The sequence below is a fragment of the Apibacter sp. genome (genome assembly GCF_025291155.1).
Classification (GTDB): Bacteria; Bacteroidota; Bacteroidia; order Flavobacteriales; family Weeksellaceae; genus Apibacter.
In genome coordinates this window covers 5269-22255 of the sequence record NZ_JAMBJZ010000024.1, presented here as the reverse complement: position 1 = coordinate 22255, position 16987 = coordinate 5269, and the positions used below count along the sequence as shown (strand labels likewise).

Genomic DNA, 16987 nt, shown 5'->3' with positions numbered 1-16987 from the left:
AATTATTGAAGAGTGTAGAGCTTACCGGACTTTGGGAAAAAAAACTTAGGTTAATTGAAAAAGGCACCTATTCTTCCGATCTTTTTAAAAAGGAACTCATAGAAATGGTAACTAATCTCACACAAGAAGTTAAAAATAGCCAATACCGTAGAATCTCAGTACAAGATAAAAAGAATGTAGAAAATAAGAATATTCATAAAAAATCAAACACTAATTCACAATCTGTGGAGGAATTGTTATGCCCTAAATGTAACGCTCGTAAGTTAATAAAAGGAAAATCTGCATACGGATGTTCCAATTATAAAAATTGTGATTTTACCGTTCCCTTTGAAATATACGGTAAAAAATTGTCTTTAAAGCAAATTTCTGATTTAATATGTAAAGGTAAAACTTCAAAAATAAAAGGCCTTATAAATCCGGAAACCCATGAGAAAACAGAAGGTATTTTATCTTTTGATAAAAATTTCGGAATAGTATTTGAATAATAGTTAAAGTATTAGTTGATTATATTATTTTAAAATTTAATTTAACTTTGTAAGATTTTTAATTCAATTAATTAACACAGATTATATTTTTTCAACCTTTTGAATAATTTTCAATCATTACCTAAGATAATAGAAAAAAAAGGAATTTTCATTCCTTTAGATGGACTTATTCCTTTACTATTTCTCGGAACGAAATCTCATATAGAAGATACCGAAAATATTTTTTTTAAATATTCATTTAAAAACATCTTATTATTTAAGATGTTTTTTTTTATAAATAGAAAGCAATGCTAATTAAACTAAATATATCAAAAAATGAATCATTTTATTTCGCTTGAAAATTTTGATTTGGAGCTAATTAAGAACTTGATAGATGATGCTATCAGTTTCAAAAGGAAAAAAGCATATCCCAATCTATCAAACCGCTACATATCTAATTTATTTTTTGAGAATAGCACACGTACCAAGCTTAGTTTTGAAATGGCTGAGAAAAAAACAGGTATGGAAATTATTTACTTTGATGCTGAAACCTCCAGTATCAAAAAAGGAGAAAGCTTATATGATACGGTTAAAACCCTTCATTCTATAGGAGTTGAATGTTTTGTAATAAGACATGCGCAGGATAAATTTTACGAAAGTTTAATTAATAAAATAGATGTACCGATTATTAACGCCGGAGATGGTTGTGGAGACCACCCTACCCAATCGCTGTTAGATTTAGTAACCATATATGAAGAATTTGGCACTTTCAAAAATCTTAATGTTGTAATAGCAGGAGACGTCGTACATAGCCGGGTAGCTCATTCTGATGCAAAAATTTTAAAAAGACTAGGTTCTAATATTACTTTTGCTACGCCGGAATTTTGGAGGGATTCCAGTATGACAATGGGAACTTATACCTCCCTAGACACTGCAATTTCGAATGCTGATGTTGTTATGCTGCTAAGAAATCAAAATGAAAGACATTCTAAACAATATGATGAAAAAAATTTCTTGGAATTGTATGGATTAACTAAGGAAAGAGCTGATAGAATGAAACCGAAGGCTATCATTATGCATCCGGCCCCTATTAATAGAAATGTTGAAATTGATGAAGACCTTATTGAAGCTTCCCAGTCTCGAATATTTACACAAATGACTAACGGAGTATTTGCTCGGATTGCAGTTCTTAACTATGTTTTTAACTCATAAATATATCAAACCATTAAAATAAATTAACAACCCTTGAAAAGAAAATTAGTATTAGAAAACGGATTAGTATTTAATGGCGAAGGCTTCGGCAGTGATCAATTCACAATTGGTGAAGTTGTATTTACCACAGGAATGACCGGTTATCAGGAAACCTTGTCAGACCCTTCATTTCACAAACAAATCATAGTTTTCACTTACCCATTAATCGGTAATTACGGTATCAACCCTAGTGATTTTGAATCTCTCAATTCTTTTGTAGGAGGGATTATTGTTCACGAATATGCAAAAACAGAATCTCACTGGAAAAGTCAAATGAATTTAGATACCTTCCTAAAAAAACAAAATATCCCCGGATTAAGCGGTATTGATACTCGTGCCTTAGTGAAAACTATACGGACTAAAGGAAGCATGAAAGGTAAATTTTGTGATGAAAATGAAGATATTGATGAAGTAATTAAAAAATTTAAAAATCATCAACTGGCACATCATGTTCCCGAAGTATCCACCCCCAGAGCTTATAGTGCCCCTGCAGAAGGTAATCGAATCGTATTGGTTGACTATGGAATGAAAAAAAGCATATTAAAAGAATTATGCCTAAGAAATTGCGATGTTGTAGTAGTCCCTTATAATACAGACACTAATTCAATATTAGAACTAAATCCGGATGGAATTATGCTTTCTAATGGTCCCGGAAACCCGGAAGAATTAACAGAATCAATAAATACTATTAAAGAATTAAGCGGGAAAGTGCCTATATTCGGAATCTGTCTAGGGCATCAATTATACGCCTTGGCTCAGGGTGCAAAAACATATAAAATGCTTTTCGGACACAGAGGTGCTAATCATCCGGTAAAAGAATTATCTACCAATAGGGTTCATATAACTTCTCAAAATCATGGATATGTGGTTGACGAAGATTCATTAAAAAACACCTCATTAGAAGTTACTCACCGAGCTTTAAATGACGGCACCATAGAAGGTTTACAAGACAGAAAAAATTGGGCGTTTACCGTTCAATACCATCCGGAATCCAGTCCAGGACCGAATGACAATGAATATTTATTCAACCGTTTTATGGACATGATTGATGAATTTAAGCTTAAATAATAAAATTCTTTTTTATTCTGAAAAATATAAACATCGAAGTATCGCCAGATAAAAAAACAGCATAAAGTAATTCTCATAAATTGTATGTAATCTGAAGTTACTTTTTCAAATTAAAAATTAAAAATTAAAATGCCAAAACGCACAGATATAAATAAAATTCTTGTGATAGGATCCGGACCTATCATTATCGGTCAGGCTGCCGAATTCGATTATGCCGGAACTCAAGCTTGCCTGGCTCTTAAAGAGGAAGGATATAAGGTAATCCTCGTTAATTCGAATCCTGCAACTATTATGACTGATAAAGAAATTGCAGATAAGGTATATATGGAACCCTTAACCTTAGATTTTCTACAACAAATTATTGCCTTAGAAAGACCCGATGCTTTATTACCTTCTTTGGGAGGGCAAACCGGGTTAAATCTTGCTGTGGAACTAGCTAAAGCCGGCACTTTAGCTCAGTATGATGTTGAAATTATAGGAACTACATTATCTTCCATTGAACAAGCCGAAGATAGGGATCTGTTTAAGCAATTAATGGAAAACATTAATGAGCCCATTGCGGAAAGTATTATCGTTACCGATGTTGAATCATCGGTAGAATTTGCTAATCAAATTGGGTTTCCAATCATTGTAAGACCTGCTTTTACACTTGGTGGAACCGGAGGGGGAATAGCTGAAAATGAAAATGAGTTAAGAGAAATTACCGATTCGGGATTGAAATACAGTCCCGTTCATCAATGCCTTATAGAAAAGAGCATAGCCGGATATAAAGAAATTGAATATGAAGTAATGAGAGATGCAAATGACAATGCTATTGTTGTTTGTAATATGGAAAATTTCGATCCGGTAGGTATCCATACAGGAGACTCCATTGTTTTTGCTCCCAGTCAGACCTTAGCAGATCAAGAATATCAATTACTTAGAAATTCTGCTTTAAAAATAATTCGCGCTTTAAAAATTGAAGGAGGCTGTAATGTTCAATTTGCCTTAGATCCTTTAAGCAAAGATTATATTGTAATAGAAGTTAACCCTAGAGTTAGCCGTTCATCTGCCCTAGCTTCTAAAGCTACCGGTTACCCGATTGCGAAATTGGCAGCTAAAATTGCCGTAGGATTAACTCTTGACGAAATGAAAAATCCGGTAACAAATACCACCTATGCTTGTTTTGAGCCAACTTTAGATTATGTAGTAGCCAAAATTCCAAGATGGCCTTTCGATAAATTTCAAAGTGCAAACAGGCATTTGGGCACCCAAATGAAAGCTACCGGAGAAGTTATGGCTATAGGTACTTCTATCGAAGAAGCGTTATTAAAAGCCGTACAATCATTGGAAATAGGCTGTTTACACTTATCCAAAAAAGATATGAAGCCATTTGAGGCTTCGACTCTGGAAAAAAGACTTAAGTATGCTGATGATGAACGTTTATTTTTAATTGCTGAAGCTTTACGAAATGGAATTAGTATTCAAAAAATATACGAAATAACTAAGATTGATATCTTTTTCCTCGCTAAAATTTTACACATCATCGAACTCGAAAAGGAGGTAAAAGAAAAGCCTAAAAATGTAAATATACTGGCTGAAGCAAAGAAATACGGATTTTCTGATTGGGAGATTGCCCGACTATGGAATATGGATGAAAAACAAGTATATTCTATACGAAAGGAAAATGAAATCATTCCTGTATATAAGATGGTAGATACATGTGCGGCAGAATTTATCTCGACAACACCTTATTTCTACAGCACATACGGCACCGAAAATGAATCGGCACGTACTGATAAGAAAAAGGTTATTGTACTAGGTTCCGGACCGATAAGAATCGGACAGGGAGTTGAATTTGACTATGCAACCGTACATAGTGTATTAGCTCTTAAAGAGGCCGGATATGAAGCTATCATCATCAACAGCAATCCGGAAACTGTATCTACAGATTTCAGTATATCAGATAAGCTTTATTTTGAACCGCTTACCAGAGAGTCCATTACTTCAATCATAGATTTAGAAAAACCGGACGGAATTTTTGTTCAATTTGGCGGACAAACAGCTATTAACTTAGCCCAAGCAGCCATAGACGCCGGAGCTAAGATACTAGGAACTAGTTTGGAAGATATTGATCGAGCTGAAGATCGCAAGAAATTTGAAGAGCAATTAAATGAATTAAATATTGCCCGTCCTAAAGGCGATACGGTATTCACTTTAGAAGAAGCTTTACGTGTAGCCAATTCTATCGGATACCCTGTAGTTATTCGCCCTTCTTATGTATTGGGAGGAAGAGCCATGCAAATCGTATATCAAGATTCAGAGCTGGAAAAATATATGAAAGAGGCCATTAATGTTCATGAGAAACAACCGATATTAATTGATAAATATTTGGTAGGGAAAGAAATAGAAGTTGATGCCATTTCCGATGGAAAAAATGTTTTCGTTCCGGGAATCATGGAACATATTGAGAAGGCAGGAATCCATTCCGGAGACTCAATTGCTGTATATCCTCCACAAACCTTAACAAAAGAAGAAAAAGAAGAAATTATTCGTCAGACTCAAGCATTAGCCAGAGGATTTAAAATTATAGGGTTAATGAACATACAATTTGTATTAATGAGTGGAAAAATATATGTATTGGAAGTAAACCCTCGATCCAGCCGAACTATTCCATTTATGAGCAAAGTTACCGGTATTCCTCTCGCAAAAATTGCTACTAAAGCAGTGTTGGGAAAATCTTTGAAAGAGCAAGGATACGCTATGGATTGTTATTCGGAATCTCGTAATATATTTATTAAAGCACCTGTTTTCTCTTTTGCCAAATTGCGTTCTGTAGATATAACTCTCGGCCCTGAAATGAAATCTACCGGGGAAGTTATAGGAAAAGATACCATTTACGAAAGAGCTCTTTACAAAGCTCTTCGAGCAGGGCAAATCAATATACCGATTCTTGGAAATGCAGTATTTACAGTAGCCGATAAGGATAAGGCAGAGGCTTTACCTTTAGCGAAAAGATTTTACGATATAGGATATACAATTATGGCAACTAAAGGAACAGCCAAATATTTCCGTGATTATAATATTCCGGTTGTTGAAATTAACAAAATTGAAAGTGAAGACAATAACATCGTAAAAATCATGCAGCAAGGCAAAGCTCAATTTGTTATTAATACACTTTCTAATGATGGAACCGCACAAGAAGACGGATTCTTAATACGAAGAAATGCAGTTGAAAACAGTGTTGCCTGCTTCACCTCTTTAGATACTACTGCCGCTGTGGTTCAGGTATTAGAATCTATCGTATTCGATATTAAACCGTTTTAAGTATAAAATTAAAGAAATGATATTATAAAAAGTCCTGTTATAACAGGACTTTTTTGTTTTTAATAAATACTTAAATTCAGATTGACCTTCTAAAATACCTGATAAGGTCTAACTGCAATGTTTGAAAAAGAATATTATTTTGATTTTATAAGCTATATTGAAATTTTTAACTCTATTTTTCAAGCTTAGACTCAAAAGTTTATGTAAAATTCATATCATACAAGATTTTTATTTTAGAAACAGTTTCTTGATAAATTATTCATAATCTTATAAAGAACCAAATATTAAATATATGAATAAAAATAATATGAATTAATTAACAAAAGATACATAAATTATGAAATAAAAAAATTATTTTTGAATAAATTTATATAAAAATTATGGCAAAAGAATTGAATTCGGATCTTGGAAAACTCCTATTGCGTATTTCAATAGGTGGCTTAATGATCTTCCATGGAGTATCTAAATTACTTCATGGTCATGACTTTATAAAAGGGATGTTAACCTCCAAAAACATGCCTGAATATCTCTGGTTAGGAGTTCCGGTAGGAGAAGTTATTGCTCCCCTTTTCATCATATTAGGTATTTTCACAAGAATATCATCAATTTTAATCATTATTACCATGCTTATGACTTTCTATTTGGTACATGGTTTTGCAGGATTTTCAATTTCACAAACTGGAGGACTTAAAGTAGAGCTTAATCTATTTTATTTACTTACCTCCCTAGCATTATTATTTTTAGGATCAGGAAAATATAGCATATATAAAGGAAATAATGGAATTATGATATAAAATAATTTCGTAGTAATTTTTGTTCATTATTTTTTATTACTATACAATCCATACATGAATTTTGAGAAAATATTTACACACAATGATAAATGGATCGCCAAAAAGCTTTCTGCGGATAAAAAATATTTTGATAAATTGTCAAAGGGACAGAATCCCGAAATTTTATATATAGGTTGCTCTGATAGTCGCGTCGCAACAGAAGAGCTATTGGGAGCGAAACCCGGTGAAGTATTTGTTCACAGAAATTTGGCTAATATGGTTATTAGCACAGATTTTAATGTGCAATCTGTCATCACTTATGCTATTGATCATTTAAAAATTAAACAAATTATAGTATGCGGACATTATTATTGTGGTGGTGTAAAAGAAGCCATGGAAGCTAAAGATTTAGGTCTTTTAAATCCTTGGTTGCGTAATATAAGGGATGTTTATAGAATTCATAAAGATGAATTAAATTTAATTAAAAGCTCAGAGGAAAAATATAATAGACTTATTGAATTGAATGTTGAAGAGCAATGCATTAACTTAATAAAAACTGCTTCTGTACAGAAAGCAATCATTGAAAATAATCTTAAGGTTCACGGTTGGATATTTGATATTCGAACAGGAAAATTAATCGATATGAAAATCAATTTTAAAAAGATTTTGAAAGAGATTATGGAAATATACAATTTGTATGAAGGTAAAAGGTTATTTTAATTTTTTTAATTAGAAAAAATTGTTACTCACATCGTTTATCGATTTAATAAGATTATATTAAAATAATGGGAGAGTTTAGTAAAAACTAAACTCTCCCAAAATAAAAATAATAAAGTATTTGTATTTTATATCTTAGACCATTCTATACCAAAGACTAAATAAGCAATAATTAATGTAAATACTACATTAAAGGTTTGAGCTCCTAAAAATACCATGGTAGCTTTTCTGTTTTCTTTATTAATTAATGTTCTAAAATTAGTTTCCAATCCTATAGAGGTGAACCCTAACGCAAACCATAGTCCCTGGAATTTCTTTAATTCATTTATAACAGGTTTATATTGTTCAGTTGGAATTACAAAAGAAAATAATAAAGATGCCATAATAAAACCTATAACGAACTTAGGAAATCTATCCCAAATTACCTTTAAGCTAGGTTTATCTGCAAATTCATTTCCATCTTTTTTAGTATAACTCCAGTAAACTGCGATTAAGAATGCAGCAATACCTAATAAAACATTCTGTGAAAATTTTACAATGGTACTTATTTTTAAAGCTTCTTCCCCGTAAACTGCCCCGGTTGCTGCTACTGCTCCGGTTGTGTCTATGGTTCCTCCTATCCAAGCTCCTGCCATGACTTCTCCTAATCCTAAAAATTTTGCCAATGCAGGCATAATTATAATCATAGGAACTGCAACTACTAAAACTAGAGACACTACATAAGATAATTTTTTTGAATCCCCTTTAATTGCTCCAGCCGTAGCTATGGCCGCAGAAACTCCACAAATTGACACGGCACTGGAAAGCATCATAGACATTTCTTTATCTATGTTGAATTTTTTACAAAGCCAGAATGAAAAATACCAAACCGAAAATACTACTACTACTGACTGTATTAATCCTAATGCTCCTGCTTGCATTATATCTTGGAATATGATTGTTGAACCAAGAAAAATTAATCCAATTTTAACATACATTTCTGAAGATAAGCAACCTTTTATCCATTGAGGTGTACCGAAAAAATTATTTATGACCAATCCTATAAACAAACAAAATATAACGGTTTCAAGTCCCCAATAATTCATAATCGAATTTCCTCCGATTATCATTGCAATTATAGTAAGAACAAATAGCAATGGAAAGCCTTTCACTGAACTCATTGGTTTTCCCTGTAGCACATCTGCTATAAGTAATAAATCATAAGAAACAATAAAAACAATAAAAATGTTAATGAAATTTTTGATAGTTAATACGTTGGATAACAATTCATTACCCGTACTCCATTTGAATGTAGGCCAACTTACTGTATAACCTAGGGAAGCATATAAAATAATACCTAATAAGATGACAAATCCACCAATGATCGTGGCAGTCCAATCTTCTGTTAATTTTAATTTTTTCATTTTCAATTTTTGATGTTCTTTAAAAAGTTTTTCAATCTTATTTTATTTAAAAACATCGCAAATGTAATAATTCCTATCGAATTAATAGGATTTAAAATAATGATTTTTACCTGGAAGATGAGTTTATGCTAAATACATACTTTTATTGTTTATAAAAAATGTATTTTTGCATTATTGTAGATAATATGAAGAACATAAGAAATTTTTGCATTATAGCCCATATAGATCACGGCAAAAGTACGTTAGCAGACAGGCTTTTACAACAAACAAAAACTATTTCAGACCGAGAATTGCAGGAGCAAACGTTGGACGATATGGACCTTGAACGGGAACGAGGTATTACCATAAAAAGTCATGCAATTCAGATGGAGTATGAATATGAAGGGGAAAAATATGTACTAAATTTGATCGATACTCCGGGACATGTTGATTTTTCTTATGAAGTTTCACGTTCAATAGCAGCCTGTGAAGGTGCTCTTCTAATTGTAGATGCAGCACAAAGCATCCAAGCTCAAACTATTTCTAATTTATATTTGGCTTTAGAACATGATCTGGAAATTATACCGGTACTAAATAAAATTGATTTACCGGCTGCAAACCCTGAAGAGGTTACGGATGAAATAGTTAACCTTTTAGGTTGCAAACCGGAAGATGTACTTCGAGCAAGTGGTAAAACGGGAGAAGGAGTTGAAGAATTACTTGAGCAAATTGTAAAAAGAATCCCGGCTCCATCCGGAAATCCTGATGCCCCTTTACAAGCCTTAATATTTGATTCTGTTTTTAATCCTTTCCGAGGTATAGAGGCTTATTTTAAAGTAGTGAATGGTAGTATAAAAAAGGGTCAGAAAGTAAAATTCATGGCTACCGAAAAAAGTTACGATGCTGATGAAATAGGTACTCTAAAATTGAATCAACTACCTAAAGATAGCATTCAATGTGGGGACGTAGGATACATTATTAGCGGTATAAAGGAAGCCCGTGAAGTTAAGGTAGGTGATACTATCACTTCTTTTGAAAATCCTGCATTAGAAGCTATTGCCGGTTTTGAAGAAGTAAAACCTATGGTATTTGCCGGAATTTATCCCGTTGATACAGAGGAATATGAATTGTTACGCTCTGCACTTGAAAAACTTCAGTTAAATGATGCTTCCCTGGTTTTTGAACCGGAATCTTCCGCTGCTTTAGGATTTGGTTTTCGTTGTGGATTTTTAGGTATGCTACACATGGAAATTATACAAGAACGTTTGGAAAGAGAGTTTAGAATGACTGTAGTTACAACCGTTCCCAATGTTTCTTATAATGCCTATCTTAACAAAGATCCTGAGAAAGCAATAGCTGTACATAATCCATCAGAGCTACCTGAAGCTACTACCCTAAATCGGGTTGAAGAGCCATATATCAGAGCTTCCATTATTACTAAAACAGACTTTATCGGTGCGGTAATGAATCTTTGTATTGAAAAAAGAGGAGAATTAACTAATCAATCCTATTTAACTACTGATCGAGTTGAGCTATTATTTGAGATGCCTCTAGCTGAAGTAGTTTTCGATTTTTATGACCGATTGAAAACGATTTCTAAAGGATATGCATCTTTTGATTATTCTCCTTCAGGGATGAAAGTATCTAAATTGGTAAAAGTAGATATACTTATTAATGGAGAACATGTTGACGCATTATCTGCTCTTATTCATCATGATAATGCTTATAACATAGGTAAAAAGATGTGTGAAAAATTAAAAGAATTAATTCCAAGACAACAATTTGACATTCCTCTTCAAGCTGCCATCGGATCCAAAATTATTGCGCGCGAAACCATTAAAGCATTGCGTAAAGATGTTACTGCCAAATGTTATGGTGGAGACATTTCTCGTAAAAGAAAATTATTGGAAAAGCAAAAACAAGGTAAGAAAAGAATGCGACAAATTGGACGTGTGGAAGTACCTCAATCAGCATTCCTTGCCGTATTAAAATTAGATTAATAAACTATATTTTTTCCTTCTTACATCAATCAATCGGAAAATGTGAAGGTTTTACTAAAAATAGTAAGGAAATAGATTGTAATTAAATTCAATAGTTATATAATATAATCTATAAGGTTACTTATTATATTATATTTTATTTCATTAAAAATTTAAATATAGTAAACATCATATTGCTTTATACTTATGATATCCAATTATTTAAGCTATGTAAACCATTAATTTGTATATAGTTTACAATGATATAATTATTTTTTTTAATAATTCATTACCATCTAATCAATAAATTTAATTTATAATATATTATTGTTTATTCTAACCTAATATCTATTTTCGTTTGATTTGTTGAGTAGCTAATCAAATAAAAAAATTAATATTACGAGTTTTTAATAAGCGGAAATTTTTAAAATATAAACAATGTGTTTATATTTTTTACGAAAAAAAATTTTTATAATTAATTTTTCGTAACCATTTTCAATTATATACTACATATAACAATAAGAGAATTAAGGTTTGAATTCTTAAAGACTTTAGAGTATAGTTTTTATAAAGATTTAACACTTGTGTTTAATTTCTCTTTTTAAGAAACATTAATATTATAATAAATTCTCAAAAGATAACAGGTTCTGTTATTATAATATATTATGTGTATTATAAAATTTTTTATGTAAAAATTAAAAAACTTATTTATACTATGATTTTTGAAAAAGTTTTTGAAGAAATAAATGAAGTAGTTACTATTTCTAAAGAGGAAAAAGATTATTTAAAATCTATTCTAAAATTCAGAAAGCTCAATAAAAGGGAATTTCTTTTACAGCAAGATGAAGTGCAAGATAACTATTATTATGTACTTTCAGGCTGCTTACGTAGTTATATTAATGATAAAAAAGGATTGGAACAAGTATTACAATTCTCTTCCAAAGGTTGGTGGATTGCTGATAATGAAAGTATTTTATATAAACAACTTGCAAAATTTAATATTGCAGCCGATCTTGATTCTGAAATACTTATCTTATCAAATACTGCAAAAGAAGAATCCGTCAAAAGGTTTCCAAAATTAGAACTGTATTATAATGAGAGTTTAATTCGTTCCGTTATATTCTTACGTAATCGTCTGTATGAAATTCTAAGTCTATCCGCAGAAGAAAGGTATATAAACTTTTGTAAAAGATTTCCGGAATTAAAAGATTCTATTTCGCAAAAACATATTGCGTCTTACATTGGTATAACTCCTGAATTTTTTAGCGCTATGAAAAAGAAACTGAAAGAAAGACAAATTTGTTTAGAAAGCAGTAAATTTCCTGAAAATAAATATTACCATTAACAGGCACAACTAATTTTATTATTAAGCAATCCATAGAATCAATCTAGTTTATCTTGGGGTTATAGATATTAAAAATCATTAGTCTTTTATAAAAATATTGGTTTTTAAACCTATGAAAAAGTGAATAATCTGCCGAATGTATTTTTTGACTATAAAGAATACAAATTATCACTTCATCCAACAAATGAAATGATTAAAGATATTAATCTTCCCCTTTTATACTCCCAATTAGAGATTTTAATGGAATTACTTTTGCCTGCAATATGAATTCTATGGATAACGTTGCCTCTAACTTTAGTTAATACCATAAAAAAAAGATTGTTAAACCTCCACAAATCTCTTCCTGAGGTGGTTACAGTGAATATGTATGGATAATTATTAGGAAGTGGCTTAATAGAGATTTCAAGCAATTTGATGTTAATGAAATGTTAGCAATTAACCAATATTAGAATCAATGGTTATTACCAGTCAGTTTTATAGTTCTTATTTTTGTGACGATATTGATTAGTTTAAAGTTGATTATTTCCTGAATCTATTAGTTCTCTTATATGGTTTCTATAGAGGCAGTCTCTTATTTCCATTTATCTTTCTTATTGTGCAATTCTTTATGTATGGTGATATTATTCTTTCACATCGGAAATTGTTTGAGAAAAAAAGAAACTATTTTGAATTTAATTGAATTTATAAATGAATATCAAAATAAACATGAGGTGTTTATTTAAATAATTTTACAAAATTTATAGTTATTTTTCCTTTATATTTTTTATACTAGTATATAAATTTATACAAATTTTAAAACCTATTCACTAAAGTTATGGGAAGAATTAATGTATTTATTTATAAATTTACCCTATGAATTTAGTAAAATATATCATACTATTATTGGATGAAGCCGGCCAGGTAACTTTACCTTCTTTTGGAAAATTTGAATTAAAGCTTGTTTCCGTAAAGAAAGATGAAGAAACCAATCAAATCCTTCCTCCCTCCTATTCTCTTAATTTTAATCAACAGCATAATTTAAATGATGATAATCTGGCTAATCTAATTGCAGACTTAGAATCTATTGATGTAGAAAAAGCCAAAGAATCAGTTTATCAAATTATCTCTGAGTGGAAAAACTCATTAAAAACCAATCAAAACTTAACAGTCGAAAACTTAGGAACTTTTACCTCAGTAAAAGAAAAAATTAATTTTCAAAATGTAGACAGTTTTGCTACCTATAAAAATTTTGGTTTACCTACTTTATAATTAAACATCAAACTATATGAAAGCCAAAACTCCTTCCGAGTCAAAAACTATTATGACTACCATTGTTCTTACAAATGAAACCAATGCGTATAACAATATGTTTGGAGGAGATTTACTTTCATTAATGGACCGGGCTTGTGCTATTGCCGCACAAAGACATGCAGAAGCTAAGGTAGTTACAGCTTCTGTAAATCACGTTTCATTTTCCTTGCCAATACCTTTAGGCAGTACAGTGGAAGCAATAGCCAAAGTATCAAGAGCTTTCGGCTCCTCCATGGAAGTTATTGTAGATATATGGATTGATGATGTTATAAATCACAGAAAAATAAAAACCAATGAGGGAATTTACACTTTTGTCGCATTAGATGAAACCATGAAACCAAAAAAAATTCCGGACTTAGTTCCTGAAACCGAAGAAGAAATAATTAGATATACGGGAGCGATCCATCGTCGCGAATTATCATTGCTCTTATCCGGGAGAATTACTCCTTCAGAAGCTATCGAGTTGAAAAAGCTATTGGAAGGAAACTAAAATATATAAGCTAGTTCAAATTTTTATCAGTGTACTTTTGTAAAAGTAAATCTTCACCGTTAAATACAGCATAAGTATAATAGGAGATCCAATCTCCCAAATTTATGTAATGACTTTCTTTATCTTTACCAATAGATAAATCCATGGGTAAATGACGATGTCCATAAACAAAATAGTCATAATGCGTATTGGTTAATTTTTCTTTAGAAAAAACAATTAACCACTCTTTATCTTCTCCTAAAAACTTGATATCTTCTTCTCCACTGATTAATTTATTTTTTCTTGACAAATAATTTCCTAAAGCTACACCAATATCAGGATGTAACCATCGAAAAAACCATCGAGCGAAAGGATTAGTAAAAAGTTTTTTCATTCTTTTATATCCATGATCTCCGGGTCCTAATCCATCCCCATGTGCAATAAAGAAACTTTTATCATTAATTATGAAGTTTTGTTCTTCTGTAAAAACAGTTATAGACAGTTCTTTTTGGAGGTAATCTCTCATCCATAAATCATGATTGCCGGTAAAAAAATAAATAACGACTCCGGAATCTGAAAGTTCTGCCAATTTCCCTAAAATACGTACAAACCCTTTAGGAACAACCGTTTTATATTCATGCCAGAAATCAAATAAATCTCCTAACAAGAAAAGTACTTGTACATCATTTTTTATTTGATCTAAAAAATCTACAAAAATTTTTTCTCTTTTTCTGGAAGAAACTTCATCTGGAGCTCCCAAATGTTGATCCGAGGCAAAATAAACTTTTTTACCTTTATCCAGATTAATTTTTATTGATCCTCCTTTATCCATTCACCATAAGAAGTTTCTGTTTCATATAATGTAAGCTTTGCTAGTATAATAGCCGCAGGAAGTTCCGATTGAATCTTTTCAGCAAAGTCCATCAGCATATTTTCACAAGTAGGCTGGTAGTTTGTAAAGATAACCTTATGTCCTTCTTTTATCAATTGTTCTCCTAATTTTTTATGTTCTGTAAGGGCATTTAAAATAATGGCATGATCCAAAGGATCTATTATTAATCTTTTGATGATAGACTTTAAATCTCCAAAATCCATAACCATTCCATTCTTAACATTATGTACATCGTTGGAAGGTATCCCTTTAACGGTTACATAGAGTTTATAAGAATGTCCGTGAATATTCTTACATTTACCATCGTACCCCCATAAAGCATGTGCCGTTTCAAATGTAAAAATTTTAGTAAGCCTTATCACAATTAAAAATTTTGATTATCTTAGGCAAAGATAATTGAAAAATCTCATGTGGCAAGAAATACTCTCTACCCTGTTCCCTATGAGGTGTATCGGCTGTGAAATAATTATTTCTTCAACCCAATCTTATTTATGTGAAAACTGTAAAGCCAACTTACCTTTCACTCATATGCCATTTATCCGAGATAATTCTATATATGATAAAATAAGTGAATCTGTAAAAATTGAATTTGCTTCCTCATTGCTATTTTTTTCAAAAAAAAATATTACACAGAAATTAATTCACCATTTAAAATATAAAAATAAGCCTGAAATAGGTTCTTGGTTAGCTGAAATTTGGTATAGGCAAAACCAAGATAACCCTTATTTAAAAGAAGTAAATACCATTATTCCGGTACCTATTCATTATAAAAGATTGAAACAAAGAAATTATAATCAAATCATACTTTGCTGTAAAAGATTAGCCTCATTAATGAATTGCAATTTTGACGAACATTTACTAGAAAGAGTAATTCATATGGAATCGCAAATAGAATCTAACAAGGATGAGCGTATGAACAGGATGAAAAAGGCCTTTATAAGAACCAATCAAAGTTCCAGTCATTATTTATTAGTCGATGATGTTTTAACAACCGGCGCAACTTTAATATCCTGCGCCCATGAATTATTGAAAATACAAAATTCTCAAGTCAGTATATTTACTTTAGCCATTGCTTCATAATAATTAAAATAAATTATATCTTAATAAATATACAAATTAAGTATACTCTAAAGATAAATAAAGATTAAAATTATCCTTATTTTAAAATAAAGATAAAAATATTTTGTTAAAAAGTTGTAAATAAAAAAAAATAATTATAATTTTATACATTAATTACCGTAGACTATAAAACTATTATTTATCAAGTAAATTTTATAAATTTTAAAGATAAAATGCTTATGAAGAAATTTTTATTATTTATTACATTGCTACTTTCAATGAACTTGGTTACCGCAAAAGATATACCAGTAAGTTTTTTAATGGACATTTCCTATCAAGACCAACCTTATACAAAATCAAAATTATATCCTAATCCTGCAGTAAATTTTATACTTGTTAAGAATTCCAGTTCATCAAGAATTCTTAATATATCTGTTTTATCCATGGTTGGTACTAATCTGATCGATAAAGACATATTAGATAATAATCAAAATCAAGAAATTAACATTTCTAAACTACCTACCGGACGATATTTTGTAAAAGTATCCTATTCCGATGGAAGCAGAGAGATACTCACTCTTATTAAACTATAATATAATCTTAGGTTCTATTTTTGTCATAGATACCTGTATTTATTTGGCATATTAATTGACCTTAGAACATGGACAAACTTTAGAGATTGCACATTTCTCTTTAATAATCAGCATTATAATCTAATAGGATTTACAAAAAGTAACAATCCGTATCCTATATACCTGAAAGTTTGTCACTAAATCTTTAATACGAAACATTATGAAGTTCGACATATTGTCATTAGATCAAGTTATGCAAAATGATAGTGAGTTTATTCCTTTATTAAGTCAGGATGAAGAAGATAAAATGATGAATGAAACTTTTCCTGCGGTACTACCTCTACTTCCCGTTAAAAATGTAGTATTATTTCCAGGAGTAGTTATTCCAATTACAGCAGGTAGAAATAAATCCATCAATTT

The 16987-nt window shown here is 30.9% G+C and carries 15 protein-coding genes and 1 pseudogene (1 of these 16 cut by a window edge); 13 read left to right on the top strand and 3 right to left on the bottom strand.

The genetic code is table 11. The annotated features are described in order from the left end of the window. From M3Z80_RS04105 to M3Z80_RS04080, 6 genes are all read left to right on the top strand, one after another. A partial coding sequence (locus tag M3Z80_RS04105; RefSeq protein WP_366519852.1) for a topoisomerase C-terminal repeat-containing protein occupies nucleotides 1–485 on the top strand: 485 nt, incomplete at its 5' end. A 315-nt stretch (nucleotides 486–800) separates the two neighbouring features. Beyond that, nucleotides 801–1676 carry an aspartate carbamoyltransferase catalytic subunit gene (locus M3Z80_RS04100; protein WP_293917824.1) on the top strand — a complete coding sequence of 292 codons (876 nt, stop codon included), beginning with the start codon at nucleotides 801–803 and terminating at the stop codon, nucleotides 1674–1676. 33 nt (nucleotides 1677–1709) lie between these two features. Continuing rightward, nucleotides 1710–2783 carry a carbamoyl phosphate synthase small subunit gene (locus M3Z80_RS04095; RefSeq protein WP_293917823.1) on the top strand — a complete coding sequence of 358 codons (1074 nt, stop codon included), beginning with the start codon at nucleotides 1710–1712 and terminating at the stop codon, nucleotides 2781–2783. A 129-nt stretch (nucleotides 2784–2912) separates the two neighbouring features. Then, on the top strand, nucleotides 2913–6089 hold the full coding sequence (gene carB, locus M3Z80_RS04090; protein ID WP_293917822.1) for a carbamoyl-phosphate synthase large subunit: 3177 nt from the start codon (nucleotides 2913–2915) through the stop codon (nucleotides 6087–6089). A gap of 380 nt (nucleotides 6090–6469) precedes the next feature. After that, on the top strand, nucleotides 6470–6883 hold the full coding sequence (locus M3Z80_RS04085) for a DoxX family protein (RefSeq protein ID WP_293917821.1): 414 nt from the start codon (nucleotides 6470–6472) through the stop codon (nucleotides 6881–6883). Between the two features lie 54 nt (nucleotides 6884–6937). Next, entirely contained in the window at nucleotides 6938–7582 is a 645-nt protein-coding gene (locus M3Z80_RS04080) for a carbonic anhydrase (protein ID WP_293917819.1), read from the top strand. A 125-nt stretch (nucleotides 7583–7707) separates the two neighbouring features. On the opposite strand, the gene M3Z80_RS04075 is transcribed toward M3Z80_RS04080, so the two are convergent. Continuing rightward, on the bottom strand, nucleotides 7708–8982 hold the full coding sequence (locus M3Z80_RS04075; protein WP_293917817.1) for a YeiH family protein: 1275 nt from the start codon (nucleotides 8980–8982) through the stop codon (nucleotides 7708–7710). A gap of 185 nt (nucleotides 8983–9167) precedes the next feature. Between M3Z80_RS04075 and lepA the strand changes: the two genes are divergently transcribed. From lepA to M3Z80_RS04055, 4 genes are all read left to right on the top strand, one after another. Further along, nucleotides 9168–10961 carry a translation elongation factor 4 gene (gene lepA, locus M3Z80_RS04070; protein WP_293917815.1) on the top strand — a complete coding sequence of 598 codons (1794 nt, stop codon included), beginning with the start codon at nucleotides 9168–9170 and terminating at the stop codon, nucleotides 10959–10961. A 694-nt stretch (nucleotides 10962–11655) separates the two neighbouring features. Beyond that, nucleotides 11656–12285: a Crp/Fnr family transcriptional regulator gene (locus M3Z80_RS04065; protein WP_293917813.1), complete on the top strand. Its 630-nt coding sequence runs from the start codon at nucleotides 11656–11658 to the stop codon at nucleotides 12283–12285. 852 nt (nucleotides 12286–13137) lie between these two features. Continuing rightward, on the top strand, nucleotides 13138–13533 hold the full coding sequence (locus tag M3Z80_RS04060) for an HU domain-containing protein (RefSeq protein ID WP_293917811.1): 396 nt from the start codon (nucleotides 13138–13140) through the stop codon (nucleotides 13531–13533). 16 nt (nucleotides 13534–13549) lie between these two features. Next, on the top strand, nucleotides 13550–14065 hold the full coding sequence (locus tag M3Z80_RS04055; protein WP_293917809.1) for an acyl-CoA thioesterase: 516 nt from the start codon (nucleotides 13550–13552) through the stop codon (nucleotides 14063–14065). A gap of 10 nt (nucleotides 14066–14075) precedes the next feature. On the opposite strand, the gene M3Z80_RS04050 is transcribed toward M3Z80_RS04055, so the two are convergent. Both M3Z80_RS04050 and M3Z80_RS04045 read right to left on the bottom strand, forming a co-directional pair. Further along, nucleotides 14076–14876, bottom strand: coding sequence for a UDP-2,3-diacylglucosamine diphosphatase (locus tag M3Z80_RS04050; protein WP_293917807.1), 801 nt, complete (start codon nucleotides 14874–14876; stop codon nucleotides 14076–14078). Continuing rightward, nucleotides 14855–15298, bottom strand: coding sequence for a 6-pyruvoyl trahydropterin synthase family protein (locus M3Z80_RS04045; protein ID WP_293917805.1), 444 nt, complete (start codon nucleotides 15296–15298; stop codon nucleotides 14855–14857). The genes M3Z80_RS04050 and M3Z80_RS04045 overlap by 22 nt, the downstream gene beginning before the upstream one ends. 46 nt (nucleotides 15299–15344) lie before the next feature. Between M3Z80_RS04045 and M3Z80_RS04040 the strand changes: the two genes are divergently transcribed. The 3 genes and pseudogenes from M3Z80_RS04040 to lon form a co-directional block, all read left to right on the top strand. Continuing rightward, entirely contained in the window at nucleotides 15345–16016 is a 672-nt protein-coding gene (locus M3Z80_RS04040) for a ComF family protein (protein ID WP_293917803.1), read from the top strand. A gap of 218 nt (nucleotides 16017–16234) precedes the next feature. After that, nucleotides 16235–16588: a T9SS type A sorting domain-containing protein gene (locus M3Z80_RS04035; RefSeq protein WP_293917801.1), complete on the top strand. Its 354-nt coding sequence runs from the start codon at nucleotides 16235–16237 to the stop codon at nucleotides 16586–16588. 199 nt (nucleotides 16589–16787) lie between these two features. Beyond that, nucleotides 16788–16987 (top strand): annotated as a pseudogene (lon, locus tag M3Z80_RS04030) (endopeptidase La) (it continues 2293 nt past the right edge of the window).